Below are 17,203 nucleotides of genomic sequence, written 5' to 3'. Positions count from 1 at the left end.
ATGAATGTATTGCATATATCAGATATCCATTTTCGAGAAAGTTACCTGCCTTGTGAAGAAGGGTATCAAGGAATGCTGGCAGCCATGCAAAATCCCTTGATTCCTCTTGAAGAGTGTATCCAAGATGCCAAGGCGCGAGCAGCGATCGATTTGGTGGTGATCAGCGGCGATTTGACCGAAGATGGCGCGCCTGCCGATTATGCCTCTTTGAAGCAATATTTAGAAAAAGCCTTTGGCTCAGTGCCCATCGTAGTAACGCTAGGTAATCATGATATCAAACGGCATTTTCGCCAAGGCTGGCAAGGCAAGTCAGTAGAAACCGCCAGTGATACACCTTTTAATCAAGTCTATGAAACGGAGACATTGGCGATCGTGACTTTCGATAATTCCTGCTATGGCTATGCCGACGGTATCGTAGATGAGCGACAGTTTGAATGGCTGCAAGCCACGCTGGCGCAGCTCAAAGAGAAAAAGATCGTTTTTGTGACGCACCATCATTTGTTGCCCGACCAAGCAAGCACGCCGGCATGGGCCGGTGCCAATCGTTTGGTGGCATTATTGCAGCAGTATCAAATCTCTTGTATTCTCAGTGGACATACCCATCATGCGTTTACGGGAACGATCGCAGGGATTCCTTACTATACTGTGGCAAGTATGTCGTTTGTCGGGGAAGATGAAGGTGATGGAATGGTCCGTTTTGAAGAACGCTATGGATACAATTTGTATCGTTTTGAGGAAGGTGCGCTGGTTCATCAATCCTCAGAAAACTATCGACCGAACCGTGTATTGATGCGGGTCAACATGCAAGGATAAAAAACAGACGTTCCGTCAACGCTGCCTTTAGCAGCAGAAAAGGAACGTCTGTTTTTGTGTGAAAAGGCTTAACTTTGATTGCCAAAGGTTTTGACAACTTCAATCGTGCCGTCGATATGGAAAAACAAGGTATAGTTCTCTTCGGTTTTGATACCGTCAAAGCGGCGAGCATAATACGTGACCGCGTCTTTGAAGGTTTGTGGGGGAACCCCTAAATAATCAGCGCATGCCGCCAATGTTTTGCAGCCTTCTTCAAAACAAGCGATGATATCATAGGGCGTGACCACGATCGCAGAACCAATGTCGCGGGCTTTGCGTTCTTGTTTGCGTTTTTCGTTGGTGTCTTGGGCGGTAATGTCGCCAGCACTGGTCAGATAATGACCGATTTCTTCACCGATGGTGCTCAAGAGGTCTTCTTGTGATTGGTCAGGGTTCAAGTAAATATGGTGATCGATGTACAATCCTTGCTGACCATCAGGCATATTTTTATCGAAAATAAAGTGCAAGTCTGGGTAGGCGGCCATCAGTTCTTCTACTTTATCCATTTCCATCATTCCTTTTGGGCGTGCCGCTGTTTTATAAATTCAATATAGCTGAGGATGTCTTCCATCTGCTCATCGGTGACGTCATCATCAATATGGGCCGCAACGGTTTGAACTTTTGCAGAGGGCGGCGTGAAGCCTGCCGGGACTTGTCTGCCTAATAAAAAATCGGTGGATACTTGAAAAATCTCTGCGAGTTTGACGATGGTCTCGCCATCGGGTTCGTTACGATCATTTTCGAAATGCGAATACGCTGCGCGGGTGATCCCTAGTTGATCTGCGATCTGCTGTTGGGTTTGGTTGGTTCGTAGTCTGAGTGTTCTTAGCCGTTCGCCAAGCATGAGTGATCGCCTCCTTTTTTGTAGTATAGCACGTTAGATATAATTTGTATCTATTTTTGTATTATTTGATATAAAAAATATCACATCAGTTGACGATACGAATCGTATCTTTTATACTGGAAATAGATGATATGAATTGTATCAAAAAGAATGGGGGAGGATCATGGATACATCGATCGTAACAGTTGTCTTGCCGTCACTCATTACTGGTGTACTTACTTATTTGGCTACCCGAGTATCCAGCAAAGCGAATTTGGAACAAACGAATATCGAAAATGCCCAAAAGCTTTACCTAAAATATGAACAGATCAATCAAGAATTGACCCATAAAATCGATCAGTTAGAAGAAGAAGTCCAAAAGACCGCCAAAACCTACCAAGAAGAAGTCTTAGTCTATCAAGGAAAGCTTGCTACTGCCCAAAGCGAGCGGGATTTTTTGCGGGCAGAAAATCAGGTGCTGAAAGAATTACAGCGAGTAAATCAAGTGCCTGTAACGCGTGAAGAAAAGCAACATTCAGCCGTTGGCTAATAGAAAAAAACTGCTTATCCGTCAATAAGCAGTTTTTATTCTTTAATTGATCATTTGTTCATTGACATAGGCGGCATAAAGCGGGTGGTTGTTGATTAATTGTGCATGGGTACCTTGACCAGTAATGGTGCCTTTTTCTATAAAGTAGATTTGGTCAGCATCCACGATGGTCGATAAGCGATGAGCGATCACTAATGTCGTGCGCCCTTCCATTAAATGATCCAACGCCCGCTGGACTTTTTCTTCTGACTGAGAATCTAGGCTGGCGGTCGCTTCATCTAGCATCAGCAGCTTGGGGTCTCGTAAGAATGCTCGAGCGATGGCGATCCGTTGTTTTTGCCCGCCAGATAGTTTGACGCCGCGTTCGCCGATTTGTGTTTCTAGTTTTTCGGGGAACTCTTGGACGAACTGATCGGCATAAGCCAATGCCAGTCCTTGCCACAATTCCTCCTCTGACAGTGTCCGGCCCAATCCGTATTGCAAGTTTTCCCGAATCGTACCAGCAAAGACCGCACTGTCTTGGGAAACATAGCCGATCTGTGCCCGCCAGTTTTGCAGATCAATATCAGCTATCGGCTGATCTCCAATCAGCAAGCGCCCGCTGGTGGGTTCATAAAAGCGTTCCAGTAAAGCAAAAATCGTGGATTTTCCGCCGCCGCTTGGTCCCGCAAAAGCAATCACGGTGTTAGGTTTGGCTTCAAAAGAAATGTTTTGCAAAATCGGCCGTTTGGGATCGTAACTGAAATCGATTTGTTCTGCTCGTAAGACTGCGCCATCGATGGCGGCTTTGGGTGCTGCCTGGATTGGCTCCAGCGGCGTATCCAAAATTTCTTGGATCCGTTCCGTAGCACCCATCGCTTTTTGGACTTGTGAAAAGAACATCGCAAACGTCGTCACAGGCGCAATAATATTAAAGAGATACAGTAGAAAAGCGATCAATGCGCCACTCGTCAAGGTGCCGGCTTGCACACGGATCGCGCCATAACCGAGGATTCCTACGAGTAAGCCCAGCATGGCCGTCGTCATGATTGGCTGCAAAATCGCACTGACTTTCGCATCCTTGACCCCGAGGGTAAAAATTGCCCCAATGTTGCGCCGACCGTTTTCTTGTTCACTGGCTTCTCCGTTGCTGGCTTTGATCAAACGGATCTCTGAGAGCTTTTCGCTGGCATCCGCATTGAAATCGGCGGTCGCTGCTTGCAACTGGCGTCCTAGTTTCGACATGATCTTGCCGATCGGCCACATGATCAAGGTGATCAAAGGCACCGCACTAAACATGATCGCCGCCATCTTCCAATCCATCAAAAACAAGATGATCATCGAACCGACCAATTGGATCAAGCCAGTGACAAAGCTGGGAAATTGCGAGGTGACTAGTTCTTTGATCACGGAAGTATCATTGACGAGTCGCGAACTGCTTTCCCCCGACTTGTGGTCATCAAAATAGCTGACTGGCAAATGCAGCAGATGTTTCCAAAGACGTTCCCGCAACGTTTTCACAGCACTTTCTCCCACATAGCGCAAGAGAAAGCCGCCTAAAGTCCCTACACCTAATTGCAGCACAAAGGCTAGGATCAAAACGACCAGCATGGAGGTGCTGAACGTGGGGGTGCCGCTGGCATCGACCAGCGTTTTCGTCAGCTGCGGCACGACCAAACTGGCGGCACTTGTGATCAGGCTAAAGAGCATCCCTAAAAGAAACAAGCCTTTCTTAGGATTGACACTGACGATCAGGTGGATAAAGTCTTTCATTTTAAATTTGTTTTTGTTCACTGTTGGTGTCGTTGTTTCCATTCGTTTTCCTCCGCAGCAAGCAAGATGGCTCACCGCTTTTTCTTTTTAATTAGGTGTTATTAGAAATCCTGCCAATCCTCCTCGGCTGCTTCGTCTTTAGAAGTGGAAGTCGGTCTTGCTTTGCGGCCTTGTCCAAACCCGTAGGCATCAAAAAAATTGCCTTTTACCCATGTGTACCGTGGATCATTCGCCTCGCTATTATCAAATGGTCCAAATGGTCGATTGCCAACCATGCCGCGATGTCCAGGAAACGGCATTTGTCGCATGGCTTCCTTGATCTGTTTTTTCATTTTGCGTCGCTCATCAACGCCCATTTCTTGCCAAGTATCTTTCATTTGTTGCCTCATTTTTCGGCGCTCGTCATTCGTCATTTCCTGCCAATTTCCGCCCCATTGCTTCATCATTTCTTCCCGAATCTCTTGCATGGCTTGCAAACGATCCATTGGGTCAATAAAGCGTTGTGCCTGCTGTTGGAAGTCCGTCTCCCACCCAGCGGCGATGTTTTCAAGCAGACGGGCAAACTCGGTTTGTTCCTCCTCTGAGAGCCCAGCAAAAAACGACTGACTGCTGGTGGCTTCTTTTTGTGCCAGTAATTTTTCTGCTTTTTTTCGGCCAGTTTCTGTCAGATAGATTCGTTTGATCCGTTTGTCAGCAGCATCTTCTTTGCGCTGAATATCGCCACTATTTTCCATTTTCTTCAATAGTTCCGCTAGAGAGCTTGGCCGCAGGTCTAAGACTTCTGCAAGATAACTTTGCACCAAGCCGTCTTCTAAATTTAAAACGGCCAGGACACGTTGCTGTCCCGAAAGGCGCTGGTTGTTTTGACTCATAAAGGCATTGCTGGCTTCGCTGATAAAACGAAGCTGTTTCATTAAGTGGTCGGTCATTGTACTCATGGTGCACACTCCTTTTGGTTTATCGTTCGGTACCTAACGATATCGATGAGTTGATTATAGTTCGGTACCGAACGAATGTCAATAAGAAGCAGCTGAGATTTTTTTCTAACAAAAAGTAAGCAGAATGATTGACTTACTAAAAGTAAGTTTGGTATGCTGAGTCCATCGTTAAATAAACCACAACAAAAGGAGTACAAAAGAATGGTCTTTGGATTTGGGAAAAAAGAACAAATAATTGAAAAAGAAGTAATGAAAGAGGTCTATCGCACCCCGGAAAAGAAAAAAGCGCAAAAAATCGGGATCATCGTTGGCAGTACGAGAGAAGGCCGCGTGAGTCCGCAAGTAGCCAATTACGTGTTACAAACAGCACGCGCACATAGCGACCGCTCGTTTGAAATCATTGATATCAAAGACTATGACTTGCCATTTATGGGTACAGGTGAAGTGAACTAAGCGTGGAACGAAAAAATCGCTGAGTTAGACGGCTACCTCTTCATCGTACAAGAATACAATCATGGCATATCAGCTTCCTTGAAAAATGCGTTGGACAGCGCTCGCGAGGAATGGTTCAACAAAGCAGCAGCGATCGTCAGCTATGGTTCGGCAGGAGGGATTCGAGCCGCTGAGCAAGTTCGTTTGATTTTGGCGGAACAAAAAGTAGCCACGGTGCGTACCAATCCTGCCTTCAACTTATTTACTGATTTTGAAAACTTTACCACCTTTACCCCTGGCGAGCATATGACTGCAGGAATGAACGACATGTTGACGGAATTATTGGACTGGGCAGACACATTTGCCAATCGTTAAGAAAACAAAATAAGACAACCTTAGGAGGAACCTATCATGAAATTTGGTATTATTTTAGGCAGTACAAGAGAAGGACGCGTAAGTCCGCAAGTCGGAGCATATATTCAAGAAATTGCTAATCAACGGTCAGAGCATCAGTTTGAGATCGTTGATGTAAAGGCATTTGATTTACCGTTTATGGGAACGGCTGAGCCAAACCTGGCATGGAACAAAAAAATTTCTGAATTAGATGGCTATATCTTCATCGTGCAAGAATACAACCACGGTTTTGCAGCTTCCTTGAAAAATGCCGTAGATTCTGCTCGGGAAGAATGGTTTGATAAAGCTGCTGGGATCGTCAGCTACGGTTCTGGCGGTGGGATTCGGGCCGCTGAACAATTGCGCAACGTATTGGCTGAACAAAAAGTTGCCACCGTGCGGACTAACCCAGCCTTCAATCTCTTCACTGATTTTGAAAATTTCAGTACCTTCAAACCCGGTGCGCACATGGCTGCAGGTGTCAATGACATGCTAGATGAATTGTTGTTGTGGTCAAAAGCTTTTGCAACGATCCGCTGATCTGTTTTCAAGACACAATCATTTATAAGCGATCCTGTGCTGTTTCATCCCATGGATGGAACAGCTTTTTTGGCGTCTGCCAAGCAAGGGTTCGACTGGCAAGGGTGTTTCACTGAAAGAAAGACCAAAAATCGGGTATACTAGAAGAACAGAGGCTGCGGGCAACTGCGTTCGATTTTTTGCCCAACGAGTGCAGCCAGTAACAGAGGAGTGAACAAGAGCATGAATCTACTTTTTGCGATTGATGATCGATTCAGTGAACAATTAAAAACAACGTTATATTCAATCAAACGTCATACGACAGCAGCATCTTTCGATGTCTATGTCTTACAAGAAAAAGAATTGAAACAAGGTGTAGAGCTGGAGGCCTTTTGTCAAAAATTGGCGATGACCTATCATCCCGTCATCATCGGTTCTGGTTCGATCTTTAAAACCGCGCCAGTTAGTGACCGCTACCCAGAGTCGATCTACTATCGACTGTTGGCGCAAAATTACTTGCCGCAGCAGGTGGAAAAAATCTTGTATCTGGATGCGGATATTTTGTGCATCAATGATTTGCGTCCCTTGTATGAGCTGACGTTAGGGGATTTTCTGTATGCCGCCGCCAGCCATTCTAAGCTGACAGAAGTAACAACAGTCATCAATAAAGTCCGGTTGCGCAATTATGAGTCGGAAGGCTACTATAATTCAGGTGTCTTGCTGATGAATGTGCACCAGCTGCGGCAAGAGGTCAAAGAAGCAGAGATCGCTGCGTTCATTGAGAAAAATCATTTGAACCTCTTTTTGCCAGATCAAGACATTTTGAATGGGTTGTACGGCGATCGGGTGCTGGCGATCCCTGATCAGCTCTACAACTATGACGTACGAAAAAACCGTACCTATGAAACGATCAGTTTAGGGGAATGGAGTTTGGATTGGGTCATCGAGCATACTGTTTTGTTACATTTTTGCGGCAAAGAGAAACCATGGAAAAAAGGCTACCGCAGCCGCTACGGGGCGCTATACAAGTATGTGGAAAATGAACGACGGAAGTTTGAAGAGGGCAGATCAAGTCAAAGTGAAAAACACCAAAGATTATAGATGTAAAAAGTGATGAGCATACTTGTTTCATCACTTTTTTGCGTCTCTTTTTTTCAGCATCGATAGTTTGCAGCGAAGAGTTCATAATTAGTCTGACTTTCGAAAATCGTCTTATTCGATCACCTAGTTTTCATTTGTCTGAGGAAAGCAGAAACTAGAAAAGGCGAAAAGATGTTTTTTTCTTAACTGTTCATAGATACATGTGGTATAATTTTTGAAAAATGGTCATAAAAAGTATTTATAACCATTTTTTATTTATTATTATGAACAATAAGGAGGAAGAAATGAAAAGGTTGGTTTTGGTATTGGTTGTAATGGTTAGCTTTTTAGGACTAGCAGGGTGCGCTCAGAGCAATATTGATATGATAGATTTTATTGATGTTGAATTTCAAGGATTAGATACACGAGGATTTGCTTCTTATTCAATCAACTATGATCGGTTACATACCTATTTATATGAAAATGACCTAGAAATTGAATTTGAGGACGATATGCACGTTTATGATAATGAGGAATTTGAAGATATACTTGAAATATCTTTTGATAATTCCTTGGATCTGTCAAACGGCGACACTGTCAAACTCTTGGTCTCTGTTGATTTGACTAAAGTGAAAAACCTGACAGGCGGAGAAAAAGAAGTGACGGTGGAAGGACTTGATGAACCGAAATGGCTGACAAGTGAGGAGGTTGAAAAACACCTCGTAGTCAACTTTAATGGGGTAAGCGGCCGCGGAGAAGCGCAAATCGACAACACGCTCCCTGATGAACTAGGTGGACTTCCTTTCCAATTAGTTGGAGATGGAGAATTTAAAAATGGCGATACTGCAAAAATCGAAGTATCGGCTGAATTGCAAGATCGGCTGGTTCAACATGGATACCTGTTAGAGGACAGTTTTGATCCAAGGTTTGAAGTAAAAGGACTTGCCGAAGTCGCTGAAAAGGCGGGAGATATTGCTAATTTAGAAGATATAAAGCGAATGATCGATGAAGAAACTACTCGCACGTATAAAGATTGGTGGGTTGATAAAGAAGTTGGAACTCGTTATGAGATCAAGGAAGAAAAATTGCTTTATCGCCAATTCACTAGAGAAGATAATGACAGTCAAAATTTATTTGGTTATCGTTCTACTACAAACAATGGTAATTTGATCAAGATTTTCAGTATAAAAGAGTACTCTGGAGGAACAGAAGGGAAACTTAAAAAAGAATACACTGCAATTATTGGTTTTTCAGATTTATATCTTGATGAAGAGAACCGAGTGAATGTCGCAGATTTGGTAACCATCAAAGACACGAAAGATTCCACCTATTCGTTAGAGTCAGTCATTCAATTATATGAGGGCTACGGCTATACGGAAGTTGAAGATTAGGAAGTCGAACTCGTTGTAGTTACGTAAAGCGGCCTTCTTGATCTACTTCCCATTCGCTCGTTCCTATGATGCAGGACTAGTCAAGCAAGAAGCCCAAGAAGGGGAGCAAGCAGCATAAATTGCAAGGAACAAGAAAGAAACGTCCGCACGGGCGTTTCTTTTTTTAAGCGTTCTATTCTGCTTTTTTTCGATTCGATGGTACGATTAAATGAGAGAGTCATGAAAAAAAGAAGGAGTGGAGAACATGAAATTTTTGATTTGGCTGGTCTGTGTGATCGGCATCGAAGCAACAGGAATCATCTCGAGTTTGTTTGCAGGAGACATCGCTGGAACGTATGCGCAAATGGAAAAACCCTTTTTAGCCCCTCCTGGTGGGATCATTGGGATCGTTTGGACGATTTTGTATGCCTTTATGGGAACAGCGTTGTATCTGTTGATCGTAGCCAAAGTCAATCCAGCGCTTAAAAAGAATGCCTATATCTTCTTTGCAATCCAGCAAGTACTAAACTTCTTGTGGAGTATCGTTTTCTTTGGCTGGAATGCTTACTGGGCAGGAACGGTCATTATTGTCTTGTTAGTCCTATCAGTGATTATTTGTATGATCCTCTTTGCTCGCATCGACAAAAAAGCAATGTACTTGTTTATTCCTTATTTGATTTGGTGTCTGTACGCAGGCTACTTAACGATTGGCTTAACTTTATTGAATGCCTGATAGAAAAAACCTCTTCCAAGCGTCGTGTTGGAAGAGGGTTTTTTCTTTTAGATATAGTCTTCAGTCAATTCCATAAAGCTGGCAACATCTTTTAGGACCATATCGATCCCTGCTTGCCAGAAGTCTGGTTTTGTTAAATCAACACCAAGGTGTTTTTGCGCCAGTTCTTCCGTCGTCATTGAAGCAGTATCTTGCAATAAAGCAATGTATTCTTCTTCAAAGCTAGACCCTTTTTCATTGGCATACGCATAGATCCCCATGCTAAAGAGGTAACCAAAGGTGTAAGGGAAGTTGTAGAATGGCACATCATCAATAAAGAAGTGCAATTTGGCTGCCCAGAAATGTGGATGATAAGTCGCTAACCCATCCGCATAGCTTTCTTTTTGCGCCGCTGTCATCATTTCCGTGATTTGCTCCGCTGAAACTAAGCCGTTTTGACGGGCTTGGTAGAAGCTGTTTTCAAAAATAAAGCGTGCATGGATGTTCATGAACATCGCGATCGCATTTTGCATTTTGGCATCCAATAGATTGATTTTTTCTTCCTTCGTTGTCGCTTCTTTGAGGGTTGCATCAGCAACGATCAATTCAGCAAAGGTACTTGCTGTTTCGGCAACGTTCATGGCATAGTTGCGGTTTAATTCTGGTAGCTCCCAAAGAACGCTGCTATGAAACGCGTGACCTAACTCATGGGCAAGCGTCGCTACTTCGTTGACTGAATTGCTGTAGGTCATGAAAATACGTGACTCTTTGGTTTCTGGCAAGCTGGTGCAATAGCCGCCAGGACGTTTGCCAGGACGATCTTCTGCTTCGATCCAGCTTTTTTCAAAAGCAACTTGGGCAAAGTCAGCCATTTTCGGACTGAACTTACGGAAGTTGGTCAAAATAAAGTCAGCTGCTTCATCAAAGGTGTAGGTTCTTTCTTCCATGTCCCCAAGGATGATCGGCGCATCTTGATCTTGCCATTCCATTTTTTCTTTGCCGAAAAGCTGGGCTTTGCGGGTCAAGAAATCAACGATCGGCTGTTTGTTCTTTTGGATCGTGCCCCACATAGCATCCAATGTCGCTTTTTGCAGACGATTGTATTCTAATGGTTCTTTCAAGTAATCAGTGACCCCGTGAAGCTTGAAGGTAGAAAGGCGGAAGCCGTCTAAATGGTTCAAGGTATCTGCAAAGAGGTCTTCTTTTTCTGCCCAAGTCTTTTCCCAAGTGTCAAATAAACGTGCACGAACTTCTGGATCTGGATCACCCATCATTTTATTGAAGGCTTGACCAGCGGACAAGTTGATCGTCGTGCCGTCTTCTTGAAGGAAAGGAATTTCGATCGAGGCAACGATCGTATCGTAATGTTGGCTCCAAGCATTTAAGCCATCTAAATTTAACGTGTTGATGATGGTTTCTTCTGCTTCAGATAACAATTCTTTGCCGTCGCGACGAATCTCGCTTAGACGAAAGGCGATTGGTGCTAAGTTTTCCGCGGTAAGTAACGCAGTCCAATCATCCTCAGAAATTTCTGTCAATTTTTTCGAGAAAACGGTTTGTGCTGCTTGCAATGCTGGCAGTTTTGCGTAGAGGTCGCCGGTCAGGATTTTGGCTTTGCTGTCGTTGACATTCGCTGAAAGCAAGGCATTGATAAAGCTGCCACATTGTGAAAATCCCTGATTGATTGTGCCAGAAAGTTCGATTAATTCCTCTAATTTTGTCGCATTGTCTGTAGCGTTTGGTGCCCAAGCGTCAACTTTTTCGCGGTAAGTTTTGATTTCTTCTTCCAGCTGGCTCATGCGTTCTTTTAATTGAACAGAATCACTGCCTCCTGGAAAAATTGTTTCTAGATCCCAATTGATTGAATAGGTCATTCCTATCAAACCCCTTTCTTTTCCTACGATCTTATTAAGTATAGCATAGCCACATTTAGTCGCAACCATCGGATTTTTTTAATCGAAAAAGGAAAGCTATTGGTTGAAAAAGTTCTTTTCTTTCGTAAGCTTTGCCTGCATTGGGCCGGGAGGTCAAAATCAAAGAAAAGAACAAAATCGATCATTTTTTGATTCTCATCAAATTCTTATTTAAAAATTGCTGAATAAATATTACATAAAAAAAAATAACAACGAGTAAAAAAACGCTCGCAAGAAGATATTCACTCTTTATTGCATAATGACAAATGCTTTGCATAATGAAGGCGAAATACGTCGCTTGGTAAGCGCATACATTCTTGTACTATGTAGGCGTAATCAAAACAAAGGAGGATGTAAAGAAATGTCAAATGCTATTCATGTTTTTTCAGAAATCGGCCGCTTGAAGCAAGTCATGCTCCATCGCCCTGGTCGAGAATTAGAAAACCTCGTGCCTGATCATTTAAATCGCTTGTTATTTGATGATATTCCCTTTTTGGAACAAGCAAGGGCTGAACATGATCAATTTGCCGATGTATTGCGTAATAATAATGTGGAGGTGTTGTATTTAGAAGATTTAGCAGCAGAAGCGTTAACTAGTCAAGAAATCAAAGAGCAGTTTATCAAGGAATATTTAGAAGAAACAACGTTACAAAGCCCAGAAATCATTGCTGAAATTACCGATTATTTCTTATCTTTTGAAGATAACCGTCAATTCATCGATAAAACGATGGCAGGTCTAGCGAAAAATGAACTGAAATTGCCCCATAGTCAAAGCTTAGCTGGTGCTGTGGATGACCAGTATCCGTTTTTGATCGATCCAATGCCGAATTTGTATTTCACTCGTGATCCGTTTGCGACGATCGGTAACGGGGTTTCCTTGAATCGCATGTATTCAGAAACAAGACGTCGTGAAACGTTGTATGGCAAATACATTTTTGCTCATCATCCAATGTTCCAACAACAGCCACCGCACTTGCTTTATGACCGTGATCAGCCAACACGAATTGAAGGTGGCGATGAATTGGTTCTGTCAAAACGAGTGTTAGCGATCGGGATCTCCCAACGAACAGATGCCACTTCCATTGAACAGTTGGCTCGTAATGTGTTCCAACATGAACCAAGTTTTGAGTACGTCTTAGCTTTTGATATTGGTCAAGAACGCAAATTCATGCATTTAGATACGGTATTTACAATGGTTGATTATGACAAATTTACGATCCATCCAGAAATTGAAGGAGAACTGACCGTTTATTCAATCTCACGTGACGGGGATGGCGTAACCATCAAAGAAGAAAAAGATACGTTAGAAAACATTTTGTGCCGCTACTTAGAATTAGATGCAGTGGAATTGATTCGCTGTGGGGGGAACGATTTGGTCGCTGCAGCTCGGGAACAATGGAATGACGGTTCCAATACCTTGACGATCGCACCTGGTGAAGTCGTGGTCTATGACCGTAACACGATCACCAATCAAAAGTTAACTGAAGCCGGCATCAAATTGCATAAAATCTCCGGCAGTGAATTGGTTCGCGGCCGTGGCGGCCCTCGCTGCATGAGCATGCCATTTATCAGAGAAGATATTTAATCTAGAGGAGGAATTACTAATGAAACAAGTATTTAAAGGAAGAAGCTTCTTAGCAGAAAAAGATTTTACGAAAGCCGAGTTAGAATACCTTATTGATTTTTCCATCTATTTGAAACAGTTGAAAAAGCAAAATATTTCTCATCGCTATTTGGAAGGCAAGAACATCGCCCTCTTATTTGAAAAAACGTCGACTCGGACACGGGCGGCATTTACGACGGCTGCCATCGATCTTGGTGCCCATCCAGAATTTTTAGGTGCGAATGATATCCAGCTAGGCAAAAAAGAATCCGTTGAAGATACCGCCAGAGTTTTAGGCAGTATGTTTGATGGCATTGAGTTCCGCGGGTTCAGCCAACAAGTCGTTGAAGATTTAGCCAAATTCTCTGGCGTTCCTGTTTGGAATGGCTTGACCGATGAATGGCATCCAACCCAAATGATCGCTGACTTCATGACGATCAAAGAAAACTTCGGTACATTAGAAAATATTACGTTAGTCTATGTGGGCGATGGCCGAAACAATATGGCGAATAGTTTGTTAGTGACGGGGGCGATTTTAGGTGTCAATGTTCGCATCTGTGCACCAAAAGAACTTTTCCCAGCTGAAGAAGTGACAGACTATGCCAACAAATTTGCCAAAGAATCTGGCAGTCAGCTGATGGTAACAGACGATATTCAAAGAGGCGTCAAAGATGCCGATGTTCTGTATACCGATGTTTGGGTTTCAATGGGGGAAGAAGACCAGTTTGAAGAACGGGTGAAGCTGTTGAAAGATTACCAAATCAACCGCGAAATGGTAATGGCGACTGGAAAACAAGACGATGGCTTGATCGTGCTTCACTGCTTGCCAGCGTTCCATGATACGAATACGACGTATGGAAAAATGATTGAAGAAAAATTCGGCATTTCTGAAATGGAGATCACAGACGACATTTTCCGCAGTCAATGGGGCCGTCAATTTGAAGAGGCTGAAAACCGAATGCACTCGATCAAAGCAATCATGGCAGTAACCTTAGGCGATCTCTTTATTCCTAGCGTGTAAGAAGGAGCAGTGAGCAGATGAGTGAAAAGAAACCAACGATCGTTGTCGCCCTTGGCGGCAACGCTATCCTAGCAGATGATGCCAGTGCCAAAGGGCAAAAAGAACGGCTTAAACAGACCGTCGAGTATTTAATTCCCCTGATCCAAAAAGACGTTCATTTGATCATTACCCATGGGAATGGGCCACAAGTGGGAAATTTGGTTTTGCAGCAACAAGCCAGTGATTCTAGCAAAAACCCAGCGATGCCTTTAGATACCTGTGTGGCAATGACGCAAGGCAGTATTGGCTATTGGTTACAAAATGAGCTGAGAATCCAGTTGAAAGAAGCTCAAATGGCTAAGCCGGTAGTGACAGTGGTGACGGAAATTACAGTCGATGCCCAAGATCCAGCATTTGCCCATCCGACCAAACCGATCGGTCCTTTCTTAACGGAAACAGCTGCCAAAGAAGCCATGGCGGCAACAGATGCCATCTATCGTGAAGATGCTGGTCGTGGTTGGCGGAAAGTCGTTGCCAGTCCAGCGCCACAAGCGATTCAAGAAGTTGCCAGCATCAAGGCGCTGATTGAACAAAACACGATCGTTATTTGCGCAGGCGGCGGGGGCATTCCCGTGTTAGATAATGGGCTGGGGGTTGAAGCCGTGATCGATAAAGATTTTGCTTCTGAAAAATTGGCTCGTTTAGTCGATGCGGATCAGCTGATCATTTTGACGGGCGTGGAAAAAATCGCTTTGAACTTTGGCAAGGAAAATGAGCAGTGGTTGGATCATGTGACCGCCGCTGAATTGGAAACCTATGTCGATGAAGGACATTTTTCACCGGGAAGCATGTTACCGAAAGTACAAGCAGCTTTGAATTTTGTCAAAATGGGCACAGAGAAACGGGCAGTGATTACTTCCTTAGATAAGCTGGCAGAAATTGAAGACGCTGGTACACAGATCACCTGGAAATAAGCGAAGTAGCAAAGCAAGTCCAAAACATTGGAGTGAGAGAAATGATCGACTACCAAATAAAAGATCCATCAACAAGAGCGAATAGCTTTCAATGGCTGGAAGAAGAAAATCAACAGCGATTGAAGGAGCATATTTACTGCCGTACGTACAAAAAAGGCCAAGTGCTTTTTTATGAAGGCGACGTAAGAGATCGGATATTCCATGTGATCGAAGGTCTCGTACGGATCGAAAAAACCGACGGAACTGATTCCTATTGTTATGTAGATTTTGTTGGGCCGGATCAGTTATTTCCTTTGATTGGCTTGTTTGAAAGAGACAACTATGATGTATCGGCATTCGCTGCAACAGACATTGTCGTGCAGTTTGCAGCGATGTCGCTGTTTGAACCGCTGGTTGTTTCATCTACAAGTCAGTTGCTGTGGCTGAATCAGCAAATGAGCCAGCAGTTGGAGAAGCAAAGACGCCGAGTGGAGTACTGTGTCACCTCTAGCGCGCAGACAAGAGTCGTCAATACGATCGGTCTCTTGATGATCGAGCACGGACAGTCACAAGGAGAGCAGATTCGCATTCCTTTTCCAGTTTTTATCAATGATATCGCTAAATACAGTGGAACGACCCGAGAGACGGTCAGTCAAGCCATCAAGGCGCTCGTGCATAAAAGAAAGATTTATTATCGTTACAAAGAACTCATTATTTATGACAAAGATTATTTTTCCCATGTTGCGAATTGACCACAGACAGACTAGCTGTTGGCAATTTGCTCCTAAGATTGATTCAATAGAGGAGGAACGAAGATGAAAAAAAAGCAAAAAGAAAAAAAGTCGCTGACATCGTTCAGTATCTTATTTCTGATCATTATTGCGTTGACGGTCGCATCTTGGCTACTAGCCGGTCAGCCCTTTGCACCTTCATTACCAGCAGGGCAAGAAGAGATGGTCAGCCAAGTCGTCGGTGCCAAGTTTTCTGATTTCTTTATGGCGCCTTTTAACGGATTTCGTGATGCGATCGAGATCTGTGTGTTTATTCTTTGTTTGGGTGGCTTTTTGAATATTGTCACACGAACAGGCGCTTTAGAAGCTGGTATTCAGCATTTGGTCAAAAAACTCAAAGGCAACGAGTTGATTTTGATCCCGATTTTGATGGTGTTGTTTTCGATTGGTGGCTCAACTTATGGAATGGCGGAAGAAACGATTCCGTTCTATTCCTTATTAGCAATCACAATGGTGGCATCGGGCTTTGATACGATCGTCGCAGCAGGAACCGTCATGTTGGGGGCGGGTGCCGGTGTGATCGGCTCCACCGTTAATCCCTTTGCTACAGGGGTGGCAATGGATGCTTTACGAAGCATCGATATTGCTCCGAATAATGGCACGATCCTAGTAGTTGGCGCATTGCTTTGGCTAGTCACGACCGCGTATTGTATCTTTGTGGTGATGTCTTATGCCAAAAAAGTTAAAGCCGACAAAGGCTCCACGATCTTATCGCTGCAAGAGCAAAAAGAAATGGAAGAACATTTTGTCAAAGATACGAACGAAGACTTAGCGTTTACGCAAAAGCATCGCCTGATTTTGACGATTTTTGGCTTATCCTTTGTGATCATGGTGGTTTCCTTGATTCCTTGGGGCGACTTTGATATCCACGTGTTTGACGGTTGGACCGCCTTTTTGACCGGTAATAGCTTCGGTGAATGGTATTTTGGTGATTTGGCTATGTGGTTCTTCTACATCAGTATCATCATTGCATTGATTCAAGGATTCTCAGAAAAAGAAATCGTGACCAACTTTATCGATGGGGTCAAAGACATTTTATCCGTTGTCTTGATCATCGTTGTGGCACGGGGGGCTTCCTACATTATGCAAACGACGTACTTGGATCTGTTTATTTTGGATCGGGCTTCCCATCTTTTAGAAGGGTTATCACCTGTCCTGTTCGTAATTGGCGCCTATATTTTGTATCTGCTCTTATCGTTCTTGATTCCATCGACTTCAGGACTGGCATATGTATCGATCCCTATCATGAGTGCCTTGGCGCAAAGCATCGGACTCAATCCGAACGTCATGGTCATGATCTTTACTGCTGGTTGCGGATTAGTGAATTTGATCACACCAACTTCTGGCGTCGTGATGGGCGGATTGGAGCTGGCGCGGGTCAACTATTCTACTTGGACTCGCTTTATGCGCAAACCGTTACTGGTTATCGGAATTTCCAATCTTGCCATTTTAATCTTCTCAATGTTGTTCTTGTAAGCTACGTTTCAAGAAGTGAACGAGACGGATCAACTATTTCAGTAAG

Annotated in this window: 17 protein-coding genes and 1 pseudogene; 13 read left to right on the top strand and 5 right to left on the bottom strand. The window is 43.7% G+C overall.

The window, feature by feature from the left end:
• Nucleotides 1-813 carry a metallophosphoesterase family protein gene (locus IGI76_RS15625; RefSeq protein WP_010748973.1) on the top strand — a complete coding sequence of 271 codons (813 nt, stop codon included), beginning with the start codon at nucleotides 1-3 and terminating at the stop codon, nucleotides 811-813.
• 68 nt (nucleotides 814-881) lie between these two features.
• Here the strand turns inward: IGI76_RS15625 and IGI76_RS15620 are convergent, their stop codons facing one another.
• On the bottom strand, nucleotides 882-1,358 hold the full coding sequence (locus IGI76_RS15620) for an ImmA/IrrE family metallo-endopeptidase (protein ID WP_074536478.1): 477 nt from the start codon (nucleotides 1,356-1,358) through the stop codon (nucleotides 882-884).
• 5 nt (nucleotides 1,359-1,363) lie between these two features.
• A complete protein-coding gene (locus tag IGI76_RS15615) occupies nucleotides 1,364-1,696 on the bottom strand; it encodes a helix-turn-helix domain-containing protein (RefSeq protein WP_005230670.1) in 333 nt (110 codons plus the stop codon).
• A gap of 163 nt (nucleotides 1,697-1,859) precedes the next feature.
• On the opposite strand from IGI76_RS15615, the gene IGI76_RS15610 reads away from it, so the two are divergent.
• Nucleotides 1,860-2,225, top strand: coding sequence for a hypothetical protein (locus tag IGI76_RS15610; RefSeq protein WP_074536479.1), 366 nt, complete (start codon nucleotides 1,860-1,862; stop codon nucleotides 2,223-2,225).
• Between the two features lie 42 nt (nucleotides 2,226-2,267).
• Here IGI76_RS15610 and IGI76_RS15605 read toward each other — a convergent pair whose 3' ends face one another.
• Together IGI76_RS15605 and IGI76_RS15600 are read right to left on the bottom strand one after the other, a co-directional pair.
• On the bottom strand, nucleotides 2,268-4,019 hold the full coding sequence (locus tag IGI76_RS15605; protein ID WP_142965276.1) for an ABC transporter ATP-binding protein: 1,752 nt from the start codon (nucleotides 4,017-4,019) through the stop codon (nucleotides 2,268-2,270).
• A 59-nt stretch (nucleotides 4,020-4,078) separates the two neighbouring features.
• A complete protein-coding gene (locus IGI76_RS15600) occupies nucleotides 4,079-4,915 on the bottom strand; it encodes a MarR family transcriptional regulator (RefSeq protein WP_333718817.1) in 837 nt (278 codons plus the stop codon).
• 201 nt (nucleotides 4,916-5,116) lie between these two features.
• Between IGI76_RS15600 and IGI76_RS15595 the strand changes: the two are divergent.
• The 6 genes and pseudogenes from IGI76_RS15595 to IGI76_RS15570 all read left to right on the top strand — a co-directional run bounded on the left by IGI76_RS15595 (nucleotide 5,117) and on the right by IGI76_RS15570 (nucleotide 9,442).
• Nucleotides 5,117-5,722, top strand: a pseudogene (locus IGI76_RS15595) (NADPH-dependent FMN reductase).
• 36 nt (nucleotides 5,723-5,758) lie between these two features.
• A complete protein-coding gene (locus IGI76_RS15590) occupies nucleotides 5,759-6,280 on the top strand; it encodes an NADPH-dependent FMN reductase (RefSeq protein ID WP_201690511.1) in 522 nt (173 codons plus the stop codon).
• 55 nt (nucleotides 6,281-6,335) lie between these two features.
• On the top strand, nucleotides 6,336-6,494 hold the full coding sequence (locus IGI76_RS15585) for a hypothetical protein (RefSeq protein WP_438792265.1): 159 nt from the start codon (nucleotides 6,336-6,338) through the stop codon (nucleotides 6,492-6,494).
• 8 nt (nucleotides 6,495-6,502) lie between these two features.
• The gene (locus IGI76_RS15580; protein ID WP_333718816.1) at nucleotides 6,503-7,360 is read left to right on the top strand and encodes a glycosyltransferase family 8 protein; all 858 of its coding nucleotides are present in this window, start codon (nucleotides 6,503-6,505) and stop codon (nucleotides 7,358-7,360) included.
• Between the two features lie 284 nt (nucleotides 7,361-7,644).
• Entirely contained in the window at nucleotides 7,645-8,730 is a 1,086-nt protein-coding gene (locus tag IGI76_RS15575) for a hypothetical protein (protein ID WP_333718815.1), read from the top strand.
• A gap of 244 nt (nucleotides 8,731-8,974) precedes the next feature.
• Nucleotides 8,975-9,442, top strand: coding sequence for a TspO/MBR family protein (locus IGI76_RS15570; protein ID WP_010748985.1), 468 nt, complete (start codon nucleotides 8,975-8,977; stop codon nucleotides 9,440-9,442).
• Nucleotides 9,443-9,489: 47 nt separating this feature from the next.
• Here the strand turns inward: IGI76_RS15570 and IGI76_RS15565 are convergent, their stop codons facing one another.
• Nucleotides 9,490-11,295 carry a M3 family oligoendopeptidase gene (locus tag IGI76_RS15565; protein ID WP_010748984.1) on the bottom strand — a complete coding sequence of 602 codons (1,806 nt, stop codon included), beginning with the start codon at nucleotides 11,293-11,295 and terminating at the stop codon, nucleotides 9,490-9,492.
• Between the two features lie 400 nt (nucleotides 11,296-11,695).
• On the opposite strand from IGI76_RS15565, the gene arcA reads away from it, so the two are divergent.
• From arcA to IGI76_RS15540, 5 genes are all read left to right on the top strand, one after another.
• Complete coding sequence (gene arcA / locus IGI76_RS15560; RefSeq protein WP_010748983.1) at nucleotides 11,696-12,919, top strand: arginine deiminase; 1,224 nt, start codon at nucleotides 11,696-11,698, stop codon at nucleotides 12,917-12,919.
• A 19-nt stretch (nucleotides 12,920-12,938) separates the two neighbouring features.
• Nucleotides 12,939-13,958 carry an ornithine carbamoyltransferase gene (gene argF, locus IGI76_RS15555; protein ID WP_333718814.1) on the top strand — a complete coding sequence of 340 codons (1,020 nt, stop codon included), beginning with the start codon at nucleotides 12,939-12,941 and terminating at the stop codon, nucleotides 13,956-13,958.
• Between the two features lie 17 nt (nucleotides 13,959-13,975).
• Nucleotides 13,976-14,911 (top strand): carbamate kinase, encoded by a 936-nt coding sequence (gene arcC, locus IGI76_RS15550; protein ID WP_005230702.1) that lies wholly within the window; start codon nucleotides 13,976-13,978, stop codon nucleotides 14,909-14,911.
• A 41-nt stretch (nucleotides 14,912-14,952) separates the two neighbouring features.
• Complete coding sequence (locus tag IGI76_RS15545; protein WP_016608457.1) at nucleotides 14,953-15,642, top strand: Crp/Fnr family transcriptional regulator; 690 nt, start codon at nucleotides 14,953-14,955, stop codon at nucleotides 15,640-15,642.
• Between the two features lie 63 nt (nucleotides 15,643-15,705).
• Nucleotides 15,706-17,157 carry a YfcC family protein gene (locus tag IGI76_RS15540; RefSeq protein ID WP_333718813.1) on the top strand — a complete coding sequence of 484 codons (1,452 nt, stop codon included), beginning with the start codon at nucleotides 15,706-15,708 and terminating at the stop codon, nucleotides 17,155-17,157.
• The last annotated feature ends 46 nt before the right edge of the window (nucleotides 17,158-17,203 follow it).

It is taken from the genome of Enterococcus sp. DIV2449a (assembly GCF_051711225.1).
Lineage (GTDB): Bacteria > Bacillota > Bacilli > Lactobacillales > Enterococcaceae > Enterococcus_D > Enterococcus_D casseliflavus.
Note: the sequence above shows the minus strand (reverse complement) of the source record. Positions and strands in the feature narration are given on the sequence as shown.